The 21104-nt window shown below is 61.3% G+C and carries 19 protein-coding genes; 4 read left to right on the plus strand and 15 right to left on the minus strand.

Annotated elements, in window-relative coordinates; all coding sequences use genetic code 11:
* A partial coding sequence (locus tag AC5RUQ_RS20760; RefSeq protein ID WP_493949160.1) for an amylo-alpha-1,6-glucosidase occupies positions 1 to 1612 on the plus strand: 1612 nt, incomplete at its 5' end.
* A 1055-nt stretch (positions 1613 to 2667) separates the two neighbouring features.
* A complete protein-coding gene (locus tag AC5RUQ_RS20765; protein ID WP_493949161.1) occupies positions 2668 to 3000 on the plus strand; it encodes a histone-like nucleoid-structuring protein Lsr2 in 333 nt (110 codons plus the stop codon).
* A 120-nt stretch (positions 3001 to 3120) separates the two neighbouring features.
* Here the strand turns inward: AC5RUQ_RS20765 and AC5RUQ_RS20770 are convergent, their stop codons facing one another.
* The 12 genes from AC5RUQ_RS20770 to AC5RUQ_RS20825 form a co-directional block, all read right to left on the minus strand.
* Complete coding sequence (locus AC5RUQ_RS20770) at positions 3121 to 5538, minus strand: tetratricopeptide repeat protein (RefSeq protein WP_493949162.1); 2418 nt, start codon at positions 5536 to 5538, stop codon at positions 3121 to 3123.
* Between the two features lie 189 nt (positions 5539 to 5727).
* Positions 5728 to 6168: a DUF4913 domain-containing protein gene (locus AC5RUQ_RS20775; RefSeq protein ID WP_493949163.1), complete on the minus strand. Its 441-nt coding sequence runs from the start codon at positions 6166 to 6168 to the stop codon at positions 5728 to 5730.
* A gap of 11 nt (positions 6169 to 6179) precedes the next feature.
* On the minus strand, positions 6180 to 7949 hold the full coding sequence (locus AC5RUQ_RS20780; protein ID WP_493949164.1) for a type IV secretory system conjugative DNA transfer family protein: 1770 nt from the start codon (positions 7947 to 7949) through the stop codon (positions 6180 to 6182).
* Entirely contained in the window at positions 7946 to 9496 is a 1551-nt protein-coding gene (locus AC5RUQ_RS20785) for a helicase HerA domain-containing protein (protein WP_493949165.1), read from the minus strand. The genes AC5RUQ_RS20780 and AC5RUQ_RS20785 overlap by 4 nt, the downstream gene beginning before the upstream one ends.
* Before the next feature lie 44 nt (positions 9497 to 9540).
* Positions 9541 to 11049, minus strand: coding sequence for an SCO6880 family protein (locus AC5RUQ_RS20790; RefSeq protein ID WP_493949166.1), 1509 nt, complete (start codon positions 11047 to 11049; stop codon positions 9541 to 9543).
* Positions 11036 to 12229, minus strand: a complete 1194-nt coding sequence (locus tag AC5RUQ_RS20795; RefSeq protein WP_493949167.1) for a TrbL/VirB6 family protein — start codon at positions 12227 to 12229, stop codon at positions 11036 to 11038. Before AC5RUQ_RS20795 ends, AC5RUQ_RS20790 begins: the two co-directional genes overlap by 14 nt.
* Before the next feature lie 82 nt (positions 12230 to 12311).
* Positions 12312 to 13064 carry a DUF8175 domain-containg protein gene (locus tag AC5RUQ_RS20800; RefSeq protein WP_493949168.1) on the minus strand — a complete coding sequence of 251 codons (753 nt, stop codon included), beginning with the start codon at positions 13062 to 13064 and terminating at the stop codon, positions 12312 to 12314.
* Positions 13065 to 13091: 27 nt separating this feature from the next.
* Positions 13092 to 13355, minus strand: coding sequence for a hypothetical protein (locus AC5RUQ_RS20805; protein ID WP_120693024.1), 264 nt, complete (start codon positions 13353 to 13355; stop codon positions 13092 to 13094).
* An 11-nt stretch (positions 13356 to 13366) separates the two neighbouring features.
* Positions 13367 to 13969, minus strand: a complete 603-nt coding sequence (locus AC5RUQ_RS20810) for a DUF6668 family protein (protein WP_493949169.1) — start codon at positions 13967 to 13969, stop codon at positions 13367 to 13369.
* Between the two features lie 35 nt (positions 13970 to 14004).
* Entirely contained in the window at positions 14005 to 15438 is a 1434-nt protein-coding gene (locus AC5RUQ_RS20815; protein ID WP_493949170.1) for a MinD/ParA family ATP-binding protein, read from the minus strand.
* Between the two features lie 36 nt (positions 15439 to 15474).
* Positions 15475 to 15984: a hypothetical protein gene (locus AC5RUQ_RS20820; protein ID WP_493949171.1), complete on the minus strand. Its 510-nt coding sequence runs from the start codon at positions 15982 to 15984 to the stop codon at positions 15475 to 15477.
* Complete coding sequence (locus tag AC5RUQ_RS20825; RefSeq protein ID WP_493949172.1) at positions 15981 to 17057, minus strand: CHAP domain-containing protein; 1077 nt, start codon at positions 17055 to 17057, stop codon at positions 15981 to 15983. Before AC5RUQ_RS20825 ends, AC5RUQ_RS20820 begins: the two co-directional genes overlap by 4 nt.
* Positions 17058 to 17224: 167 nt before the next feature.
* Here AC5RUQ_RS20825 and AC5RUQ_RS20830 point away from each other — a divergent pair, with 167 nt between their 5' ends.
* Complete coding sequence (locus AC5RUQ_RS20830) at positions 17225 to 18373, plus strand: alpha/beta hydrolase family protein (RefSeq protein ID WP_493949173.1); 1149 nt, start codon at positions 17225 to 17227, stop codon at positions 18371 to 18373.
* Here AC5RUQ_RS20830 and AC5RUQ_RS20835 read toward each other — a convergent pair.
* The 3 genes from AC5RUQ_RS20835 to AC5RUQ_RS20845 are packed head-to-tail and all read right to left on the minus strand — an operon-like array spanning position 18370 to position 20187.
* Positions 18370 to 19281 (minus strand): hypothetical protein, encoded by a 912-nt coding sequence (locus tag AC5RUQ_RS20835; RefSeq protein ID WP_493949174.1) that lies wholly within the window; start codon positions 19279 to 19281, stop codon positions 18370 to 18372. The two genes, AC5RUQ_RS20830 and AC5RUQ_RS20835, sit on opposite strands and share 4 nt — an antisense overlap.
* A 6-nt stretch (positions 19282 to 19287) precedes the next feature.
* Positions 19288 to 19734, minus strand: coding sequence for a hypothetical protein (locus AC5RUQ_RS20840; RefSeq protein WP_493949175.1), 447 nt, complete (start codon positions 19732 to 19734; stop codon positions 19288 to 19290).
* Positions 19735 to 20187, minus strand: coding sequence for a hypothetical protein (locus AC5RUQ_RS20845; RefSeq protein WP_493949176.1), 453 nt, complete (start codon positions 20185 to 20187; stop codon positions 19735 to 19737).
* 651 nt (positions 20188 to 20838) lie between these two features.
* Here AC5RUQ_RS20845 and AC5RUQ_RS20850 point away from each other — a divergent pair.
* A complete protein-coding gene (locus AC5RUQ_RS20850; protein WP_138605593.1) occupies positions 20839 to 21075 on the plus strand; it encodes a hypothetical protein in 237 nt (78 codons plus the stop codon).
* Positions 21076 to 21104 lie beyond the last annotated feature (29 nt).

Genomic DNA, 21104 nt, shown 5'->3' on the forward strand with positions numbered 1-21104 from the left:
GCAGTGGAGCACGGTCCTCACTGTCATGCCCGACTCTGAGAGAGCCCGCACCGAGGGCGCCGCTGTCGCCGCGTTCGCCCACACTGAGGAGGACGGATTGTCTCCGAGAGACCGGCGCCGGCAGGCGTGGGTGGCGAAGATCCCCGTGCTGCAGATGGGAAACCGCTCCATCGAACGGACCCTGCGGCGTAGTTATGACGATCTGGGTGCCCTTCGTATCGAGGACCCGAATTACCCGGAGCGGGTGGTTGTGGCCGCCGGGGCGCCATGGTTTATGACCCTGTTCGGGCGGGACTCGCTATGGGCTTCTGAAATGGCGCTGCCCGTGGACCCGTCCCTTGCGCTGGGGACGCTCCAGACGCTGGCAGACCGGCAAGGAACCGTCGTTGACCCCATAAGCGAGGAGGAGCCGGGAAAGATCCTGCATGAAGTCAGGCTCGATGTATCCAGCGGTTTATCCCTGGGAGGCAAGTCCATCTACTACGGCAGCGTAGACGCCACTCCCCTGTTCGTAATGACCCTGGGATCAGTCAGCCGCTGGGGATTCGCCAAAGACATCATCGATGCTCTCTTGCCCCATGCGGACAGGGCTTTGGGCTGGATACGGGATTATGGAGATAGAGACGGTGACGGGTTCGTTGAATATCAACGCCTCAACCCAGGGGGATTGATCAACCAGGGCTGGAAGGACTCGTGGGACGGCATCAACTTCGCCGACGGCACTTTGGCCGAACCGCCGATCGCACTCTGTGAGGTGCAGGCTTATGTCTACGCCGCTTACTCGGCCCGTGCCTGGATGGCCTACGACGACGGCGACGACACTCTCGGTGACGAGCTCGCCGAGCGGGCGAAGCAGCTGAAAAAACAGTTCAACGAGCAGTTCTGGATTCCGGAACGCGGATACTACGCCGTCGCCCTCGACGGGCAGAAGCGGCAGGTTGACTCTTGCGCCTCCAACATGGGCCACTGTTTGTGGCTTGGCATCGTGGATGAGGACAAGGCCCCACGGGTTGTCGAACATCTGATGTCCCCGGAAATGTTCAGCGGTTGGGGAGTAAGGACCCTGGCCAGTAACATGGGGGCCTATAACCCCGTGAGCTACCACAACGGATCCGTCTGGCCCCACGACAACGCGCTCATTATGGCCGGCCTTCTGCGCTACGGCTTCACGGCGGAAGCACAACGGATCTCCACAGCGCTGCTGGAGGCGGCCGAATACTCGGACGGCCGCCTGCCCGAGCTGTTCTGCGGTTTCAGCCGGGAAGAGTTCACCGCACCGGTGCCCTACCCGGCAGCCTGTTCCCCGCAGGCGTGGGCGGCGACTACTCCAATCCTGCTGGTGACTAGCCTGATGCGGTATGACACTCACGTTTCCCGCGGAGGGTTCTGGCTGGATCCCGTTCTTCCAGAGTCATACGGCGACCTGCACATCACGAACGCTCCCCTGGGCGACGGCCGAATAACCATCGACATTGCCAATTCAGTCCCGTCCGTCAGGGGACTGCCCGACGGAGTCGTGTACCACCGCGGGCACCGGCCGTGGATGACAGAACTCGTTAATCAAGCAAGCCTGGGCCGAAAGGCAAAGGCGCCGAGGAGCGCGCCGGATTGAGCGGGATCTTGGCAAGTCGTTCGTCAGGGTCTACCGCCGAAAGGGCTGACAAGCAGCATGCGGTTTGGACAAGAGTGCCGGGGATCGGCGTGCACGCCGCCTCGCCATTGTTGTAGTCGTCGCTGCGCCTCTGCGGCTGCTCTTTAGTAAATCTGCTAACTATGCCGTCGAAACTTCATCGGTGTACTGATGCCTTCGAGCTGCTTTTCACGCAATCCTTGGAAATGTCGACGCTCCATCGTCAGTTAGGACACAAGGCTGTGGCGACAACAATAGAAGGACGCCCCTTTGCACAGACCATTCCGTGGCTTGCCATAGAAGAGGGTCAGAGCGTAGTACTCTGCCGTGCCGGAGAGCTCACTTCAGTGGCGTCGTCGATGCTCGTACCGAAGACGGAAACGTCATCTGGCTGATTGGCCGCTCCAGCGAGAGACGCCTGTTTTTCCGTGCAGAGGAACACGTTCCCTATGCATAAAGCCGCTTCGTGAGGGTCGGGCCGGTTCCGATGCCTCCCAACGACCTTCACCGGCATCCTGCTGAATTAGGAACGACACGAGCGTTCAGCGAGACCTGATGGGATCCTCACATCAGGTCGAAGTACACCCCAACCTGACGCCAGACGGACGCGAAATGAGCGTCAGAATAGGGTCCGAAAGCCAGTTCCTGCACATCCCCAGCGCACAGTCTTAGATTCAAACCTGACAGCCGACCCTGTTGAAGAGCCGAGTCGGCGGGTGCTTGGCAATTGTGCAACAGCCTGTTGCACAATTCTCCTGAGACTGTCTGGACAGTCGGTTCCGCTGCCCACAGCCGGGGACAGTCCTAATGGGTTATCCACCGCTACGGCTGCTGAGGGAGCTACCCCAATGGCTCCCGATTCCAGCCGTGGATAACCCGGATTGACCCCAACTGTGGACTGCTCGGTTCTCTGCATGCCGGTACGACGTGTGTGCCCGATTTTCCTCATTTACATTCAGTTCGAGTATCGAAGGCCTCGTCTTAAGGTTCTGATGCTCGCGTGATCTGCTTGTTCATTAGGCTGCTAGCCTTATTTGATGGCAAAAAAGACAGTTGTTCTGCTGGAAGATGATATTGACGGTTCGGAAGCTAGCGAAACGATATCTTTCGCTCTAGATGGCAGTGAATACGAGATTGACCTCAATGAGGCACACGCTGGCGAACTCCGTGAAGCATTGGCGCGCTTTGCCAACGCTGGCCGCAAGGTAGCTGGCGGACGAGGCCGTCCGGCAGCCCGGACTAAGTCCTCCTCGCACGGTGGCCCGGACGCCAAGGCGGTACGCTTGTGGGCTGCTGAGAACGGTATACCAGTGAATACGCGTGGTCGTATCCAGGCGGAAGTTGTGGAGAAGTACGAAGCGGCTCACTAGAGTCAGCAAAAACAAAATCAGGGCTGGAATTCATTAATGATTCCGGCCCTGATTTTTTATTTGTAGACCTTGACGTTGCGGCTGACCATATCACTAACCGTACAACGCGTCTGACGCGCTCTATGATTCGGGCGGAAGAGCTGCAAGGAATTGCACTGCGTAAGCGCTACCGCGTTCAGCGGCCTCCTTTAGAAGCGTGCGGGCTTTATCAAATTGCCCACGGCCTGCCTCTATCGCTCCCAGTTGGAGTATGGCTTCTATATCACCCGAGGAGGCGGCCTTTTCTAGGGTCGCTTCTTCGGCTCTGGCCCTTTCAAGCAGGCTGTCAGCTTCCTCCTGTTCCCCATCCTGCCGCAGGATTAACGCCAATCGGTGCATCGCATACACCGATCCTGAATCTGCCGCCGTGCGGTACAACGGCCAAGCGGATCGGTCGCCATTAAGGCGATCGGCTAGGCTAAGTAGGGTATTGAGATCGTGTATATGGCCTGTCGCTGCTGCTTGACGGTATTGGACTTTCGCTCGTTCTTTTTCACCGTAATGGTCATAGACGAGGCCGAGATAAAACATGCCGAAGCCGAAGCCGTGCTCCGCTGCACGCATAAGTAACGGTTTCGCCTGTTCATATTGTCCAGTATCGAGAAGTCGCTTCCCCATGACTGCTAGCGCAACCTCATCGTCTTTGCTTGCCGCACGTGCAAAAAGACGGTCGGCTTCATTCTGGCGACCCCTCTCGGCCAACTTCATCGCAAGGGCTGACATGGCCGCTGGATTCCCATTAGCGACAGCTTGGTGCAGCAAGGCCTCAGCTTCGTCCTGGTGACCCCGCGCGTCCAGGAGCTTGGCCAGTTGATACATCCCTGCGCCGTTACGTCTTGCTGCAGCCTCGCGGTATAACTGCTCTGCTTCTTCTAATCTACCTTCCCCTTCCAGTTGAATCCCGTAGTTGGTCATCCCCAGACCGCTTCCCGCCGCTGCGGCCCGTTTGTACCACTCGATAGCCTCAGCCGTTTCACCTCGACCAAAGATCAAAAGGCCCAGGTTGGACATTGCGTCACCAACCCCCGCCTCGGCGGCCTGCATGAAGAGCTGCTCTGCCTCCGCTAGTTTCCCTCTACGCATAAGCAGAAGTCCTAGACCTGTCATTCCATGAGCGTCACCTAGGTCAGCAGCCCTCGTGTACTGTTCTTCTGCCTCGGCGAGACGATCTTGCCGCTCCAGAGCGGTACCAAAATTAGCCATTGCCTCGGCATCTCCCAGTTGCGCGGCTCTTTGGAAGAAGCGCAGCGCATATGTGGTCTCGCCGGCGAAAGAAGCTGTAAGTCCGGCATTGTTCAATCGTCCGGCTGTCGCATCCGCTTCAGAAGCAGCCCGCCAAAGTGATGAGGGAACAGTAGAACCGGAACTGGCGACATAGTCCACAAGATAATCGAACGGTCGAAACCCGCCATCAGGTGTGGGATTGAGCAAGCTAAATGCCCCGCCACCAACCGTCTTGTTTGTGGCCCAATTCAAGCCGGCTTCTGTATCAGTTGGGCTGAGCGGAAGCTCGTCGTTATCGATGTAGGTAGGAATAAGCGACAATAAGGTGTGCTTCGGAATTGCCTCTCCGATGCCGGAACGTTGCCAGTCGATGGCGATGAGGACGAAGGCTGCGCCTATCGGGTTGGTTGAGCGACCGGTTTCCAACCGTTCGATAGCCAAAAAGCCGCCGCCAACATATGTACCGAGCCCATATTTCAATATGCCATCGCGAATCCGAGGGTTGTCGACTTCGGCAGCCAGCCTTATTCGCTCTTCGGGGAGGTTCCGGAGGCGAACAACCTGGAAACATCGCAATGTCTCCCACTGGGTTCTCGGGCGCTCTTCACTAGGCTGGAATGACTCGTAAGCGACCTCACGCATTGTTGCCACGATGACGTTATCTGCTTGCTGTAACTCCTCGAGCCACTTTGCCTTCAAGTCCCTGGGGTCGCCTAGGTATCGCTCGGCGTCGTCAAGCCAAATGACAGATTCACGGGGTACTTCGCCTGCGTTCATTAAAGTTGCTAAGCCGTTTGGAACGTCCGGCATAACTACAGGCCGCCCTGAATAAAGATGTTGAATGAGCTCTGACGCCATCCTCGTTTTGCCGGCCATGGATGGCCCGAGTATGAGTACCGGTTGGCCTGCCGCGAGTGCCTCCACAACCTCCCGCTCAGCGTCGCGCTCCACATAAGGAACATCAACCAGGGCTTGGTGAACACCCCACATCCTTAAAGAAACGTCTCGCGGAGCTATCCCCTCCGCAGCGTCTGGACCGGTCGTACGCATCGATTGTTGACGAGTGGTAGTACTAACATCCCTTCCTTTTGCTCTGTCCTTCACAGATTGCATAACGATCGCCCCTACTGCGCAAAGTATGCCCAATAAGCCGAGTAACCAACTTGGCCAACCTACGCGAGCGATGAAAATGGTTCCTGCGGCGAAAAGCCCAAGAAACGCTATAATCCACCAGGAATACTCGTGGCGTCTTCTTTGCCTCCAAAAAGGATCCATGGTGCCCTCGCATTAGCGCTAGTCGGCAGCAGCCTGCCGCAGTCTTTCTTGCAGCATAGACGTTGCCTGACACTGGAATGGGGAGATTGTCCTTCAGGGGAACGAACCTGCACCCTTCGGGCTGGAGCACTGCGAAGAGGGGGAGTGCATTATGGATGGTCGCCCCTTCTTCCGTGTCCTCAGGTTTCTCTAAGTCGCAAGAGTCCGTACGTCGGGAAACCAACCGTCCGGGGCCTTTCTGAGCTCAAGGTGTTCGGGGTCGCGGTGTTTTTGCATGTCGCATTTGTAGAAGGGTCCGCGTGGGTCGAGGAGCACGCTCATGTGGTGGTCTGCGTGGTCTTTGAACCAGACGCTGATGCCGGTGGCTCCGTCGAGTCGTAGGTGTTCCCAGGCGCGCCACAGTGCTTCTACACGGGAGACAGCTTCCGGGTGGAAATACCATTCGATGCACCATTTTGCTGCGCGCCCGTCAACGTCGCGGACGTAGGTGGGGAGCAGCTGCTCGTGCAGGAACTCTTCGGCTGAGCCGTAAACCAGCTGCGGGGGCTTCTGCTGTTCGCCGGCTTGAGTGCCAGTGTCCTCGACGTCCGAGCTGGGAGCTTCACTGAACCTGCCAATGTCGATCGTCATGCCCTACTCCCCTACCCGGTCACCCATGGATTTGCGACCGGCGCCGCTGCTACCGGTACTGGTTCTTCCTCTGGCTGCGGGCTGTATTTTTTGATGGAGGCTTCTACGGCTTCTTTGTGGGGTCCTGTGTACCAGGGCATGGTCCGGACCAGGGTGGCGGGTGCGCCGGAAGCGAGGATAACGGCGCGGCCGCGGTCCAGTTCGGCGAGGTTGGAGACGTCGAAGATGCGTTCCTTGCTCTCCTGCCGTGAGCGACTGGACCCGGACTTCCCTGATGAGACGGAAACGTTGATGTAGCTGTAGTCCCCGATCAGGTCCGAGAGTGCGCGGAGGAACCCTTCTTCCGCGACGCCGCCGCCGTAGACCTTGACGTTCGCGGCTGACCAGATTTTCCGCATGTTCGCTTCGCCCCAGAGTTCGACGCCTTGGGACCAGGACTGCAGGATGCCCATGACGATCAGGCCCTTGGAGCCGTAGTGGCTGAACTGGTCCGGCAGGCCGGCCCAGCGGACCACGTTTGCCAGCTCATCCAGGGCGAACAGCGCAGGTTTGGGCAGTCGGCCGCCGCTGCGCTCGGCGCGTTCTTCCATGGCCTCTGCGATGGCCACGGTCAGTGCCGTGGTGAGCGGGGCGGCTGAGCCGGCACCTTCCTTGGAGAGGATGTAGATCGTCTCCTGAGAGGCGGCGAAGGCGTGCGGGTCGAACTGCCGGCGGGGATCACTGGCTACGCTTGCGCCGCGGGCCGGTGCGACCCAGCGGAGCGTGTTCCTGCTCTTGAGGCACTGGATCATCTTCTCGGCGGTTCCGAAGATGCCGTCGCGCTGTTTGTCAGCCAGCTTCAGCGTGGACTCCAGGCCCTTGTACTGCAGCTCGTAGTCATGCTCCCGGAGGATTTCAATGGGTTCCTGGCTGACCTGCTCCGTCACCCACAGGTAGACCTGCGTGATCGGCAAATCACCCAGTGCGGCCGCGAGGAAGTACGAGGAGAGAATGTCCTCGGCCTTGGGATCAAAGTAGGCATCCGGCTTGGACCCCGGCACCCGCGAACCGACCGAGAAATGCTGGGTGAGCTTGTAGGCCTTCTCTTCGTCGATGACGTAAGAGAGCGGGTTCCACCACCAGCCCGGTTCTTCCTGGGCGATCTTCTGCGGATCGAAGACCCACACCGGGGCCGTCGCCTCGCGGGCGCCACGGGTGCCGTCCAGGACGTCGCGCTTGTTCGACGTCGAGACAACAGCTCCTGGTGCGTCCAGGATGGCGGGCATTACCCGTGATGTGGACTTACCTGTTCGTGGTCCCCAGATGTCGAGGCTGAGGTCTTCCCAGGACTGGACGAACTTCTGACCGGTGGAGACCACCTTGCCCACGACGATCCCCGGCGTGTCCTTTACACCCAGCCGCTCTGCCTTGGCCTGTGCTCCCTTTTCAGAGAACGCGGCGAGGGACTTGCCGCGGCCCAGGTAGCGGGCGGCCTTGTCGACCCGGGCACGCTTGGATGCGCCTTTCCGCCACGCAACCAGCACGACGATTGCCAGAACCAGTATCAGGCCGGCCATGAGGCACGCCGCGACGGTGGACTGGGTTGGCCAGGGCACCTTGCCCTTGATGAGGCCGGCGACCAGGTCGATGGGGTGGGCAGGAGGGGCGTCGATGCCTGCCATCCAGGACCCGAGGTGCGCGGCGGCGTAGGTGCCGCCACCGAAGATGACGATGGCGCCGATGGCCAGCCAGACCAGCAGGGCATCTTCGAGGCCCATTCCTTTGCGGTTCGGTGCACTCACAGCGCGCCTTCTTCAGTGGGCAACGTTGGTGCTGCCGGGTCCATGAGCGTTCCGGCTGGTGCGTGCCAGCGGGTGTCGGTGTCGTTCAGGCCGTCGTTCTTCTCGATGGAGGTCAGCCCGATCTGGACGGGAATGCCCGGGCGGCCGCCGACCTTGATGAGAAACTTGCCCCGGCCCGGGGGTTCGATGTCGAGCCCGCGTGAGTCCCAGGCGGGCGGGTCCTGCCAGGTGATGAGCTTTTGCTGCTCCTGCCGGGACAGGGGAATCGCTGAGGTCAGCAGCGGCATCTCCGAGGCCGGCAGGCCGCCGCAGATGACCATGCCGGAGCGTTCGACGAAGCCGCGGGCTTTCATCCGGTCCTCTTCTGCCGGCAGGGCCAGCAGGTCGGACATGGTGTGGGAAATCATGATCTGCCCGACACCCACGGACCGGTTCAGGCGGGTAAGGGCGTCCACCCGGTCGACCATGCCCTTGCCGGAGCGCAGCGCCCGCCACAGCTCGTCCAGGACCACGAAGTAGTTCCGACGCGGCTCCAGCCCCGCGTCGGCCAGGGCGTTGGCGACGTTCACGGTGCCGAAGCCGTAGGACCAGCACGCGAGCAGTACGGCGGCCTGCAGGTCGGTTTCGGTCTCGTCGATGCTGGAGACGTCGAAGACGACGGCGCGGTCCCGCTTCATTGGGTTGGTGGTCTGCTGGGAGAAGATTTCTCCCAGTTTCCCGCCCCCGGTCAGGCCCAGCAGGGTTGCTTCCAGCGCCCGGGTTTCCTGCAGGTAGACGTTCATGTCGCCGCGGTCCAGCGCGACCTGCCGCAGCTCGTCGGGGGCGGAGACGATCACGTCCAGGAGGTCTTTCAGGACCGGGATGCCGTCGAACCGGTCATCGAGGACCCGCAGGGCCCGGTCCAGGAGGGTTTGTTCCTGGTCGGTGGGCGGGTTGTTCCGGCTGATGGTGATCAGGGAGACGACCATGTTCAGCCGGCGGCCGTGCGCGTCAGCGCGTACCCTGGTGGCTGCTTCGTGGTAGCCGTGGTCCTCGAGGAGCTGGGCGACCTCGACGGCCTGGCCCGGATCGAGAATGTTCAGGTAGCCGACGCCGCGGCCGAGCTTGATGACCTGCCCGCCGAGAGCTTTGACGGCTTTAACGTGCTCGCCTTTCAGGTCCCCGAGAATCAGCGGGTTGACGCCCTGTGCGGCAAGGCCCAGGAACATGCGCCGGACCAGGGTGGACTTGCCCAGCCCGGGTTTGCCGAGGATGAAGGCGGAAGGGTTGGAGATGAGGCGTGCGCGCTGGAACCAGCTGATCGGATCACAGCAAACCGTGGCCTGGGTTTCCTCGTGACGGCCGAGCGGGACGCCGATCATGGGAGAGGACGCGCCAGAGGAAAACGGCCACAGGCCGCAGACCTGGACAGTGGTTCCCCGGTACTCCTTCACGGACGGAACGAGCTGGGCCGTGCCCCCGCCACGTCCGGACCAGCCACGGGCACCCGGCCCGGCCTCGCGCGGCTGCTTCCCGGTCTTGTCCTTTGGCGCGTCTTTTGCTGGCATTACTGTCTTTACTGTCATTGACGTTAACAGGTCTTTGAGGGCCATTAGAGCGCGTCCTTGATTTCGGAGGGGACCATGCTGTGCTTGGGCAGGACGAGTCCCAGCGGCAGTGAGGCGGCGAAGGCGGTGTCCTGCGCGCCGTAGGCGCGGCGAAGGAGCACCCGGGCGGTGCCGGAGGTCTGTTCGATGGCAGCCACGGCATCAGGCAGCCGTTCTTTGTCGGTCACGGTGGCGGTGACGACCATGCCGAAGTTCACCAGGCCGGCGCCGCGGGCTTCTTCCTGGGCGGTCTGCACGGCGGAGCGGGCATCAACCAGGGCGCGGGCACTTGGCCGGGTTCCGGAGGTGATGCGGACGTTGGCGTTGTTCTGGTCCCGTTCGACCACGGTCGCGGCCGTCGCGGAATCCATCGGACGGTAGAGCAGGGATACCCGTTTACGGTCAATGGCCCCGTGCGGGGCCAGCAGACGGGACAGAACCGAAGAGTTCACTGACCCGCGCGGTGCGCCGGTCATCGTCCAGGAGACAGAGAACGCGGAATCGTGCCGGTAGTCATCCCAGCTTGCCTGGGTGGCCGTGGGGCCGACTTCACCCCAGGCCAAGGCAACGGGGGAACCGACCGCATGTGCTTCATCAATGATCAGCGCTGCAGGCGGGTCGTAGGCGATGCGGACGACCTCGCAGAGCTCCTGCGCCGACATCGGCCGGGCGATGCCGGCGCCGGTTGACTGCAACCGGGCTGACAGGCCGGGGATCCGGGAGGCGAGGTCCCGGGTCACATCTTCGGGAGTGCGCTTCTTTGACCCGGACCGCAGGGAGGCATTGAAGGTCAGGGATACCCAGGCGCGGACCGTAGCCGATCCCTCCGGGTAGGTATCAACGACCTCACGCAGAATGGCCTGGGCAAATTCCGGTGCGTTCGGGTCCATGTTCATCTCGACCTCGTTCCGGAGCCGGTACCCGGAATCGGGTGCGGTCTCCACCGTGACCGCCGCGGCGTCCAGCCCGGCTTCGTCGGCAAGGCCGGCGAGCCAGCCACCCCAGTTAGCGACCCATGCATCGACCTGCTCAGGGTCCACCAGCGAGGCTCCATCGGGCTCGGTGGAGAAAATCACGGTGAAGTGGCTGGTGGCCGGCACATGCAGCATGGCGAACGGGCGCTTGTAGGAGTCGGCGAACTCGTACAGGGTCGACTTCGCGGCCAGACCGGGTAGCTGGTACATGCCCCACCCCGTCACACCCAAAGGGCCGGAGCGGTAGAGGTTCGTCCCAGTCGACTTGGAGAGCCGGAAGGCCATTCGGGTGCCGAAGCGGTCTACAACGGACTGGCCATGCTTGTCCTTGACCGTCAGCAACAGGGCGCTGGCCCCGGCAAGGGCAAGGACAGCGAGGCCAGGGAACAGGCCCCAGATAGCGAAGGTGGTGATACCCATCAACAGGCCGGCCATCACAATCGCGGTGCCGATAGCGCCGAGGTTGCCCAGGCCGGCGGAGCGCGGTACGCGCCAGTTGCCGTAGGACGGTTCCTTGTATTCGGTGTTAGTTGCTGCCACTGGGGCCCTCCCCGGTTGAATCCTGCGCGGTCTTTTCGATTGCCTGCGACGTCTTGGTCGCCACCTGTGCCCCGGCGGCTAGAGCCATGCCGGCCGGGCCAGCTACTGTTGCCCCGCCGCTTGCCCCTGCCGCTGCTCCTGCGGTGCCTGCTTTGCCTGCGGCCGCAGCGCCAGCGGCTCCGCCCGGACCCGTAACACCGGAAGTGGGCTGACCACCCCCGCCCCTGGGACCAGACGCTCCGTCACTGCCCTTCGGCGAAGCACTGGCAGAAGTGCTCTGCGTACTGGCCGTAGTGCTTGTTGTCGCGGGGATTGGCGCGGCATTGCCTCGTCCACTGCCGCCACGGCCCAGGGACACTGCACCGGTGGCCATCGCACCCACGGCAGCCCCGGCTGCAGCGCCGCTGCCCGAGGCAACGGCACCAACCATCGGCGTGACGAACCGCATCAACGCCGGCAGCGCGAACAAGGCAACGATCATCAACGTGAAGCCCGTGATCGAACCGACCAGGGCATCCTGCCCGCTGTAGCTGCCCATCAAAAGGAACGCGACCGAGTACACGATGGCCGCAGCTGGCTTATAGAGAATGAACGCGATGGTCCAACCAACTGCTTTCTGAAACCACTGCCGGCCCATCTCCGTGTTCGTGAACGCGGCCGTCGTGGGCAGAATGCCCGCCAAAATTACCAACATGCCGCTGCGGACCACCATCAGCACGATCTGGACAAGGGAAGCAATCAACCCGATCAACCCGAGGAGGATGAGAATGAAGACGGCGTCGGTTTGCTGGATGACCGCTATTTTCTGAAAAGCATCGGCGAACCCCTTACCGTCGGTGGAGCGCTCGATAATGGAAACCGCGAAGGCATCGGCCGCGATCACCAGAATCGAGATAACTCCAAGGCCAAGGCCGGACACCATTGTGAGTGTGAGCAGCGAACGAAGCAGGTCCTTTAGCGGCGCGCCACGCTGTTCCCAGCTCATCCGGATGCCGCCGAGGATAACGGCGAGAACCGCCAGCGTTAGCGTCCAAGTCATTAGCTCGCTGTTGACTATCGACACCACGGGACTTGGCCCAGTCCCGTCCTCGCTGATCAAGTTCAGAGTGGGCATCGAAACCCAAAAGGTAGACAGAGTCGTCACCATCTGACTCATGCCCTCCATGATGGCCTTCGCCAAGTTCCCTATAGCGTCGTCAGCCAGGTCTTCGAGTGCGTTACCGAAGCCGCAGCCCAAGTCTCCCCAAGAGCACTCGGCCATGTCAGACTCCAGACCAGAGGATGAAACCGCTCAGGTCTCTGAGCTGTGAAATATTGCCGAAAGTAACACCGTTATCTGCCGGTTTCACTTTCCAGTCTCCGTCCAGCCACCGCATCGAGAATGTTGTACTGCCCAACGCCCCCGTCTCGGTTGAAAAGGCAAGGTCAATGTCGGCTTCCGAGGACGTATAGGACTTGATCAGGAAACCTTCTACCTGAATTGGTGTACTAGGGGCCGTGGAAGTATCGGCGGCAACTTCACGCATCGCTGCGTCCCTGCCAGTGCCAGGGACAAGCAGTTTGTCAGCAAGCTTCTGCTGCAGCTCTGTGGAGCCAGATGAGCCAAGCGCTGCAACGTTCATTGCTGCATACAAGGCCCCAGTGGGGGAATGCGCGAAGCATGAGCGGAAACCACCTTCATCAGTTGTTCCCGGCCCGATTTTAGGATCCTTTGGTGTTGCCATCTTGCCCACCAACTCCCACTCTGACGTCGGCGCGCTACCCAGCGACGTCTCCGAAGAAGACGGAAGCCCGCAGACGCTCTTGTCAGCACCAGCTGAAGCACTGGGGCTGACAGTGGCTGAGGCGTTGGTTTCTGCCGGAGCAGGGGCGGGCTGGGCGGTGCCCTGTCCTTTGGGAAGCAGGAAGATCACGACGGTTGCTGCGATCAGCGCGACCACCAGCGCGGCCGCAATGATGAAACCGGGCTTGGTGAACGGATTGCTTTCGGTGGTGCTCTCTGCTGACTGGCTCATGGTGAACCTCCCGTTGTTGGTGCTGGCTTAGACGAAGGCGCGGACAATGCCGGCCGCACCAGTGATGATGATGCAGCCCAGGAGGACCCATCCGAGCTTGCCGATGGCCTGAGCACCTTCGCCGCGCTGGAGCTGGATGACCATGCCGATGCCGACGATAATCACGCCCAGGACGCCGAGGACCAGGCCGATACCGGAGGCCCAGTTCAGGACCAGGAGCAACCCGTCTGCCTCTGCCGGGATGGTCGGAGTGGGGTTGGGGATGACGCCGGTGGGAAGTGCGTAGTTCATGGTGAGACCTTTCAGTTCGTGGTTAATCTGGTGTCGGCGGCCAGGGCTGCCATGTCGGTGATAAAACGTTGGTATTCCCGGGACATCGGGGCCGTGGTGTCCCCGTGCCGCCAGGCTTCCACCCAGGGCAGGGTCCAAAGCCGGGGCGCTCCCCCGGCGACGATGGCGGCGAAGTCACGCAGCGCTTTGGGGGTCTTTCCCGGTGCGTCCGACAGGATCGCGAGGCCGAGCAGGTCAGCTTTCGGTGTGGCTCCTGACGCCCATTGGGTCAGTGCGCTCCTGGCGGCTGTGAGGCCGCGCATGTCTCCGCGGCAGACCAGCAGCACCCGCGGCTCGCTTCCGTCCTGGAGGACGGGCCAGCAGTGGTCGGTGGGCCGGGCGCCGAGGAGGTCTGCCATGTTGCTTTCGCCTGCTCCCCCGTGAGCGCCGATGATCCACAAGGTTGCGGAACCAGTCATGGTGCGGCGGGCCAGCCGGTCGGCTGCGTCGGGTTCGACCATTCCCTTCAGAGGCGCACTGATGACGGCCGTTGGCGGCATGTGTGTTTCGGGTGTTTCCTGTTCCGCAATGTCGGCGGTGGGGCTGGTGACCCAAGGGTTCAAAGACTGTTGCATGATTCCTCCTCTCGAAGTCTGGATGACGGGTGGGTTTAGAAGCCTTTGGCGACGGCGGCCGCGGTGGCCAGCCATGCCCGCTGGGTGGCGGGCTGGAGGGCTTCGTAGCGGATGGGCCCGTTGACCAGGGCTGGGTCGTAGGGAATCCTCACGACGGCCCTGACGAACGGTTCGAAGCCGTCCGCGATCCGCTGGGCCTCGTCTTTGGCCCGCTTCAAGGCATCCCCTGACATGGCGCGCTTGGCGTCTGTGGACTCGGAGACGATCACGACGGCGTTGCGGGCCAGGTCGGCGTCGTGGCCGCCGCGGGATTCGAGGGTCTGCAGCGTCAGCCGTGCGGCTTCGGCGCGGTCTTCGATGGCCGTCACAGGCACGACGAGCTGGTTGGTGTGGTGGATCATCCGGCGCCAGTTCGTTGCCCGGGCGGTGTTGCCTGAGTCCATGACCACCAGCCGGTAGTAGCGGGTGAGGACCTGGTGGGCGATGTCGACTTCCTCGGCGGTGACTTCGTGGTCGCCTTCCTCGTTCTCGTCTGAGCGCAGGACGTCGAACTTGTCGGCGGTCTGGTGGTGGACGAACTTGGCGATTTCGGCGGCATTCGTTGACGGGGAGAGCAGTTCGGTCGAGGAATCGATTAGGTCCAGGACACTCCGGTCATGGGCGCCCTTTTCGGTCCGCCACCCCAGCGTGCCTTGGGACTCGTTGTTGTCCCAGGCGACTGTCGCGGCACCGCTGTAGCGGGCGAGGATGGCCGAGAGCATGACGACCGTGGGGGTCTTGTTGGCCCCGCCCTTGCGGTTGACCACGGCAATGGTCCGCGGGCCGGGCCAGTGCTGGCTGACCGTGCGGATATCCTCCCGCTCGGAGAGCTCTTCGGCGGAGGGGTCCATCCGGAAGCCAAGGCGAGTGAGCGCACCCCGCCAGCCCTGTGTGGCCGGTTCCAGGACCGGGGCGCTGACCAGGAAGGAGGTTTCCTTCAGGCTGCGTCGGGTCGGTGCCTCCTGCGCTTCCGGGGCCGGCGTGGTCGTGGTTGCGGGTGTCAGGGTCATGGATGTTCCTGTCGCTGATGGGACGCTTCCCGGTCCGTCAGTAACCGGCTCGTCATTGATGGGCGCTGGGATGGTTTCTGCAACCGCAGCAGCGTGCTGTGCTGCTGCGGGGGTGGGAGCTTCGGCCACGCGGCGGCGTGGGGCTTTGGCCACGTAGTTGACGGACTCCTTAGTACCGTCCGGGTTCACGATCAGCTCACCCTGGCCATCCGGATCATCGACCTGGACCCGGACCGGGCGGTTCAGCGTCTTCGCTTCCCTGACGACGAGGGACAGTGCGTTGTCGCGGAGGTGCTGCAGGGACTCTGCCGCTTTCACATTCCGGGAGTTGCCGGCAACAACGACCTCGGCCGTGCCGTTGGCACGGACAATGGCGTGGATCTTAGGGAAAGCCGGGAAATCTGTCTGGTTCAGGACCATAGCGTTCTACCTTTCTGAAACGTGGAGGGGGTGGGATCAGGAAGCCGGTGGTGTGAGCCGGTTGACCTTCCACGGGGATTCCTTGCCCGTGCGGAGCAGCTGCACCGTGTAGGTCCCGGCGTCGGTGGGCACCGCTGCCATGACCCCGAAGCCGTTGGCTTCATCGACGCTCAGCGTGGCCTGGCCGGTGACGCGGCTGGCGGGAATGTTGGCCGGGTCCACGGCGGAGTAGTCGGCGGTGGCCTGTGGCGTGAGCCAGCGAGCGAAATCGTTGGCCCATTGCTTTTCCTCCACACCGGGGCGGGCAAAGTCCGCCATGGCCTTTTCAGCGACGTCTACGGCCGCGTCCTTGCTGGCCTGGTCCCAGGTGATGCCGATCGTGGCCGGGACGGTGCCCCCGGGAGCCTGTGGTCCGCTGCTGGCGCTCAGCGAAACCGGCGAGGATGGCGTGGCGGTCGATTCTGCCGGTGCAGGGGTGGTGTTCGCTGCCGGTGCGCACGCGGTGCACAGCAGGGCCACTGCGATGAGGGCCAGGGGCTTCTTCACGTTTTCTCCTCTTGGGTGGGCAGGTACAGGAACGCTGAGGGGACATCGTTGCTGACGGTCCGGGTGTAGTAGTTGTGGTCATCCGGGGGTGGGTTGCCGTTGTAGCCCTCTTCGACGTAGGTCCCGTCGTCTTTGACTTCCTTGACCACGGCGACATGGCCGTAGGTCGGGTCCGCTCCCCCGGCGCCGGGCGCGTACCAGACGACCGCACCGACCCGCGGAACGGAACCGGTGGGCCAGCCTTTGGCGTCCCAGCCGGCCTTCCACGTCAGCGCTGAGCCAAGGCGCTGGCCATCGGGGCGGAACGTGCCGTTGAGGAACTCAAACGGCTCACCGGTGGACCCCATCTGCTGGTTCACCCGCCACAGCGCGAAGTCCACGCACTCCCGGTAGTAGAAGTTCAGCGGTGAAGTACTGGCGTCGTTGGCTCCAACCTGCACCCAGGTAGGAGAGTCTTTCCAGGGGTAGTCATCCCCCGCACCCGACTTCCCAGGGATGGCGCAGTCGCCGCCTTCCAGCGAGAACTTTTCGTCCGAAAGCGCCTCGACGAGCTTGACCGCCTCCGGCCAGTACTTCTGGTAGTGGTACGGATCGGCGTTGCGCTGGACCTTGTTCCCGACGATGGTCGGCTCCAGCAGCTCCCAGCCTTCGACCTTCTGCAGGGCCTTGATGAAGTTCGTGGCGCTGATGGTCGGGTCCATGCGGTCCGCGTAGGAGCCCCACGCGTTGTCTCGCTGCTGGAACAACCCACGGGAATCCGGGCCCGGTCCGTCGCCGTAGTCCAGCACCCGCAGCCCCGACTCCCCTAGGGACACCATGACACTGATCATCTGCCCCTTCAACGACAGGTCCAGCGCCTTACCGGCACCCATGATCGCCGCGGCGTTTTTCAACTGCTCCTCGCTGTAGCCATCGACTTTCGTGTCGCCGTTGATAACCACTGACACGGTCGGGCTGCAGTCGGCAGCCGCGGGCTTTGCCGGGGCAAGGAATACGAGGATGGAAAAGACCAGCCCTATCAAGATGCCGGGGACCGCGATCAGCGCCACGAGACCGAGTGACTTCCGCTGCATGCAACTCCCCCTTTGGGCCCCCAACTGGCCCAGACCAAGGCTACCTGCCTGTAGTGGACATGTGCAACGTTTGTAGTGTGCGCATCTCATACATATTCAAGGTTAGGGGAGCGTTTACGATGATTGGGCTTCGATACTCTTCCCGGATCGGCGCTGGAGGGCGGTACATGATGACGACAAGGCGTGGCCTCGCCTGTCTGGCGTTCCTCGTACCCGTGGGCTCACTATTCGGATTCGCGGTCATCATGGCCCGCAAGATCGTTAGACGAGGCCCAAAGGATTACCGTCGCGCCGAGCTGACAGCTGATGGCCGCAGAGTCCGCATCGACTTGGATGACTACACCAAAGCCGACGGCGACTTCGCCGTGTTCGACCCTGCGGCCGAGCGCTACACCAGAGTCGGCGAGGTCACCCTGATCGACGAAGATCAAAAGTTCGTGGAGCGTCGAATTCATCCGACGGGGTCCGGGCCGGTGACTTTGGGACCCCTGGTCGACTGGACGCCCGATGTGTTCTTCGAGCCCTCCGCCGTGGGCGGGCGGTTTGAAGAGGTACACATCCCCACGGCCTACGGCGCGGCGCCGGCATGGCTATTCGAAGGTAGGAACGCGGACACATGGGTGATCCACATTCATGGCAGCTGGACCGACCGCTCGATCATGTTCCGTGACGTCCACGCCTTCAGGCCCTTGGGATTCACCTCCTTGGTGCCCTCATTCCGCAGCGACCTGGAGGTCAGCCCGCCACAGGCCGAGTCGAGCCACCTTGGTCAAACAGAATGGCGGGACGTGGAAAGCGCTGTGGCCTACGCCGTGACTCACGGCGCGCAGCGAATCATCCTCTCGGGCTGGTCAATGGGTGGGACGATTGCCCTGCTCACAGCGGAGCGCAGCGCCTACCAGGACCGGATCGCCGGGATCGTCCTGGTAGGACCGGTCACGAGCTGGCGTAAAACCATCAGGGCAGGAGCGGAGGCCGCCGGCGTGCCTGCGGTAGGTGCCGGCCTTGTCATGTCCTTGCTGCAGGCTCCCCCATTCGCGAAGATGCTCGGGCTGGACGAACCGATCAACTTCGATGCCCTTGAATGGGTCGACGTACCTAACCGGGTGTCAATCCCGACCCTGGTTCTGCACTCGAGCGCGGATCAGGAGGTTCCTTGGGAAATTTCGGCGGAGTTCCAACGCTCGAACCCTGCCACCGTCACCCTGATTCCCTTACCTGAGGCGCACCACACCCAGGAGTGGAATGTGTCACCTCACACTTTCACCAACGAACTCACGAGTTGGATCAACGAAACGATCCTGCCCGAAGGCTAGAACCGCGCGTCCAGCTTTGCCTCGATCTGGCTGATCCTGCCCTGAACAGACTCCGGGAACGGGCACATGTTTCCCCGCTGGTAGTTATGCAGAACAATGAGGCTTTTGTAGACCCCATTTTCCAGCGTTTCATTGAACAGATCCCATGCCGGACTAACCCGAGACTGATCTGCATTTATCCGGATCCTTAGCGCAGTAAGCCAAAGCGCATCGATCATCCAGAGCCGCAACCTCGGCAGCTGCTTGGACAGGAAAAGAATTAGCCACCCCGCAGCCGTCACCGAGAGGCCGGCATAGAAAAGACGGTCAAACCAAGCTCCGATCGACTCTGCGAAGGCATCCCAGGGCGTGAAGTGGAACAGCAGCACATATGCAATGTGGCACGAGACGGCCGCCGCAACCACGGCCAGGCCCGCTGAGAATGTTGCGTACAGGCCCCTGGCCTTGTGCCGAAGCATGTAGATGATCCTAAGCACGGTGAATAGCAACGCGAACATGTAAGTGCCGCTGTACGTGGCGGTCGCGAGTTGGTCCATTCGGTAATCAATGAAGTCCGCAGAGGTTGGACCTTTGTCCTCAATGAGGGCGAAGCTGACAATCATGATGGGAATGCTCAGCAACGGAGCATAGTAAGTCCACCTGACTGGTACGGTTGCTAACCGCCGCACACTGTCGTTGAAGAAGAAGATCGCCAACAGCGCGAAGATGGCTTGAAGAAGGTTCGTCACATTGACGCCACCGAGGTAGCTGTCGATGGACACCAGCGGCGTAACCGTTCCCAGGACATAAAGCGCCGCCAGGCCGAACATCGATGCGACCCACGATGCCCGGGCTTCCGCCACCTTGACTACCGAGGGGATCCGAAGGAGGCATAGGGCACCTAGCAGCGTAAAGAGCAACTGTTTCATGGTCTATCAGAGGAAAGGATCAGTCTCGGAGGAGTTCCGCGCGCGGGTCTTCTTTGACATCTCGAATGCAAAATCCTCCACCCAGCGTTCTACGGGATGATTCTGAACAGAACAGCAGCTCATGCTTTTCGCGCCGGCAGCCTCCTTCAGCATCTCTTCAGAGAAATCGGGCAGAACCAAGTGGCCTTGGAAGCTCTCCAGATATATGTGTCCGAGCTCGTGATAGATGCAGTGAAGCTTGTACTGCGTCGAGTTTTGCGGCGGGACATAGATTTTGAAGTGATCTTCAAAGTCCAATTTGAAGGCTGTCAGAGTTCCCCAAGACCCCTCCTGCTCGATCAGCTTGATCGGCTTTTCGCAGATGATGGCCAGACGTTCGAGGACTTCCGCCATTGACGTCGTGCCGTCTCCGCATAACTCCCGGACCTTTTCTGCGACCGGCGGGAGGCCCATTCAGTCTTCCTCTTCGCCGTTCATCGACGCATCGATGATTTTGGTAATCGTCCGCAGCATTTCAGGCGAGGTGGCCCCCAGGTTTCTCGCCGCAAAGTTCTTCACCTTGAGCTTGCGCATCTGCACAAGGAACTCCATGCGCGCTTCCACCTCCGGGGGAGTCTCACTATTGAGGTCACACAGATAACTGGCGGGTACAGCAAAAACGTATTCTGCTATGCCCTTTAGCAGGTCCTGATCGGTCACCAGGCTGCCGGTGCCGTTGATCAAGTAGGACCAACGCGTCCGTGACAGGTGGATTCCGTAGGCCGAAAGTGCTTCTTCCACATGAGGGTATGTCAGAGCAGTGTTGTTATCTGCCTCCCAAATGTCCACCAGGATGCCCATGCGATCCGCAAGCCGTTCTTTCTTCTGATGCTGCGTAAGAAACACGCTGCGGCCCCCATTTGCCATCTATACAGCTCCTTAGCCAAGCTCCGCGACTTGTGTAGGCCGCCAACACAGAGCAGGCGGGCAGCTAACAGAGATGTTACCCGATGACTACCCAAGCGCACAGGCAGTGAGTTGTGCATGTGTGGAGCATGTATGTAGTCTGTCGATTGCTTGGTCTCTTTCAAGGGAGGACTGGGTGCCGTCGCGGCAGAACCTGTAGGTCTACAGGTTCTCTGGAACCGAAGTGAGGGTGAGTGACATCGAGGAATACTGGCCACCCAAGATGCTCGGTAAGAAGGCACCGCTGAATTGCCTTGTGCACCCGGACCAGCACTACGCCGCCTGGAAGGCGAAGCAACGGTACAACATGTCCTTCGGCGAGTATGTCGGTGCTCTGATAGACCGCGCGGAAGGGCGTCCTAACAGGCTTGATGGCATGCAACCGAGGGCGTCGCCTATCGAAGAGCCTTAAGACGTCAGGGGCCTCACATGCTGAAAAGTCACATACGCGACACGCTTTCGTTTTCTGAAAACAAATCCCAAGGGGTTCAGTTGCCCGGTGGTAGTTTCGGAGCAGTCGCAGGGGCTTTCAGGTAGTCCTGGTGGCAGGCAATACAACGATGAAGCTGTAACCGACCGTTCAGGCGGCTACAAAATCAAAGGACACAGCAAATGACGGCAGTAGCAGTAAATCGAGGCGGCGGGCGCCCCAGCAAAGGCCTGCGTAAGTTCATTGGTTTTCGCTCACCCGAACCCACCGCTGACGGTATCGCCAAAGTGGCAGCTCACAAGGGACTGACCGTCACTGAGTACCTTTTGTCCGTTGTCGAGCCACAACTGAAGGAAGATTTGGCCGCACTCGATCAGGACGACTACCAGCAGGAGCTGCCCATTCGCATCGCCTCATAACAAAAGAAGGCCCGCACTAGGCGGGCCTT

This window comes from Arthrobacter sp. MDT2-3, from assembly GCF_059090465.1.

Excerpts from the sequence above, each read along its gene's own strand:
- AC5RUQ_RS20765 (WP_493949161.1), top strand. The coding sequence starts at position 2,668 with ATGGCAAAAAAGACAGTTGTTCTGCTGGAAGATGATATTGACGGTTCG.
- AC5RUQ_RS20770 (WP_493949162.1), bottom strand. The coding sequence starts at position 5,538 with ATGGATCCTTTTTGGAGGCAAAGAAGACGCCACGAGTATTCCTGGTGG.
- AC5RUQ_RS20775 (WP_493949163.1), bottom strand. The coding sequence starts at position 6,168 with ATGACGATCGACATTGGCAGGTTCAGTGAAGCTCCCAGCTCGGACGTC.
- AC5RUQ_RS20785 (WP_493949165.1), bottom strand. The coding sequence starts at position 9,496 with ATGCCAGCAAAAGACGCGCCAAAGGACAAGACCGGGAAGCAGCCGCGC.
- AC5RUQ_RS20800 (WP_493949168.1), bottom strand. The coding sequence starts at position 13,064 with ATGAGCCAGTCAGCAGAGAGCACCACCGAAAGCAATCCGTTCACCAAG.
- AC5RUQ_RS20805 (WP_120693024.1), bottom strand. The coding sequence starts at position 13,355 with ATGAACTACGCACTTCCCACCGGCGTCATCCCCAACCCCACTCCGACC.
- AC5RUQ_RS20810 (WP_493949169.1), bottom strand. The coding sequence starts at position 13,969 with ATGCAACAGTCTTTGAACCCTTGGGTCACCAGCCCCACCGCCGACATT.
- AC5RUQ_RS20815 (WP_493949170.1), bottom strand. The coding sequence starts at position 15,438 with ATGGTCCTGAACCAGACAGATTTCCCGGCTTTCCCTAAGATCCACGCC.
- AC5RUQ_RS20825 (WP_493949172.1), bottom strand. The coding sequence starts at position 17,057 with ATGCAGCGGAAGTCACTCGGTCTCGTGGCGCTGATCGCGGTCCCCGGC.
- AC5RUQ_RS20830 (WP_493949173.1), top strand. The coding sequence starts at position 17,225 with ATGATGACGACAAGGCGTGGCCTCGCCTGTCTGGCGTTCCTCGTACCC.
- AC5RUQ_RS20835 (WP_493949174.1), bottom strand. The coding sequence starts at position 19,281 with ATGAAACAGTTGCTCTTTACGCTGCTAGGTGCCCTATGCCTCCTTCGG.
- AC5RUQ_RS20840 (WP_493949175.1), bottom strand. The coding sequence starts at position 19,734 with ATGGGCCTCCCGCCGGTCGCAGAAAAGGTCCGGGAGTTATGCGGAGAC.
- AC5RUQ_RS20845 (WP_493949176.1), bottom strand. The coding sequence starts at position 20,187 with ATGGCAAATGGGGGCCGCAGCGTGTTTCTTACGCAGCATCAGAAGAAA.
- AC5RUQ_RS20850 (WP_138605593.1), top strand. The coding sequence starts at position 20,839 with ATGACGGCAGTAGCAGTAAATCGAGGCGGCGGGCGCCCCAGCAAAGGC.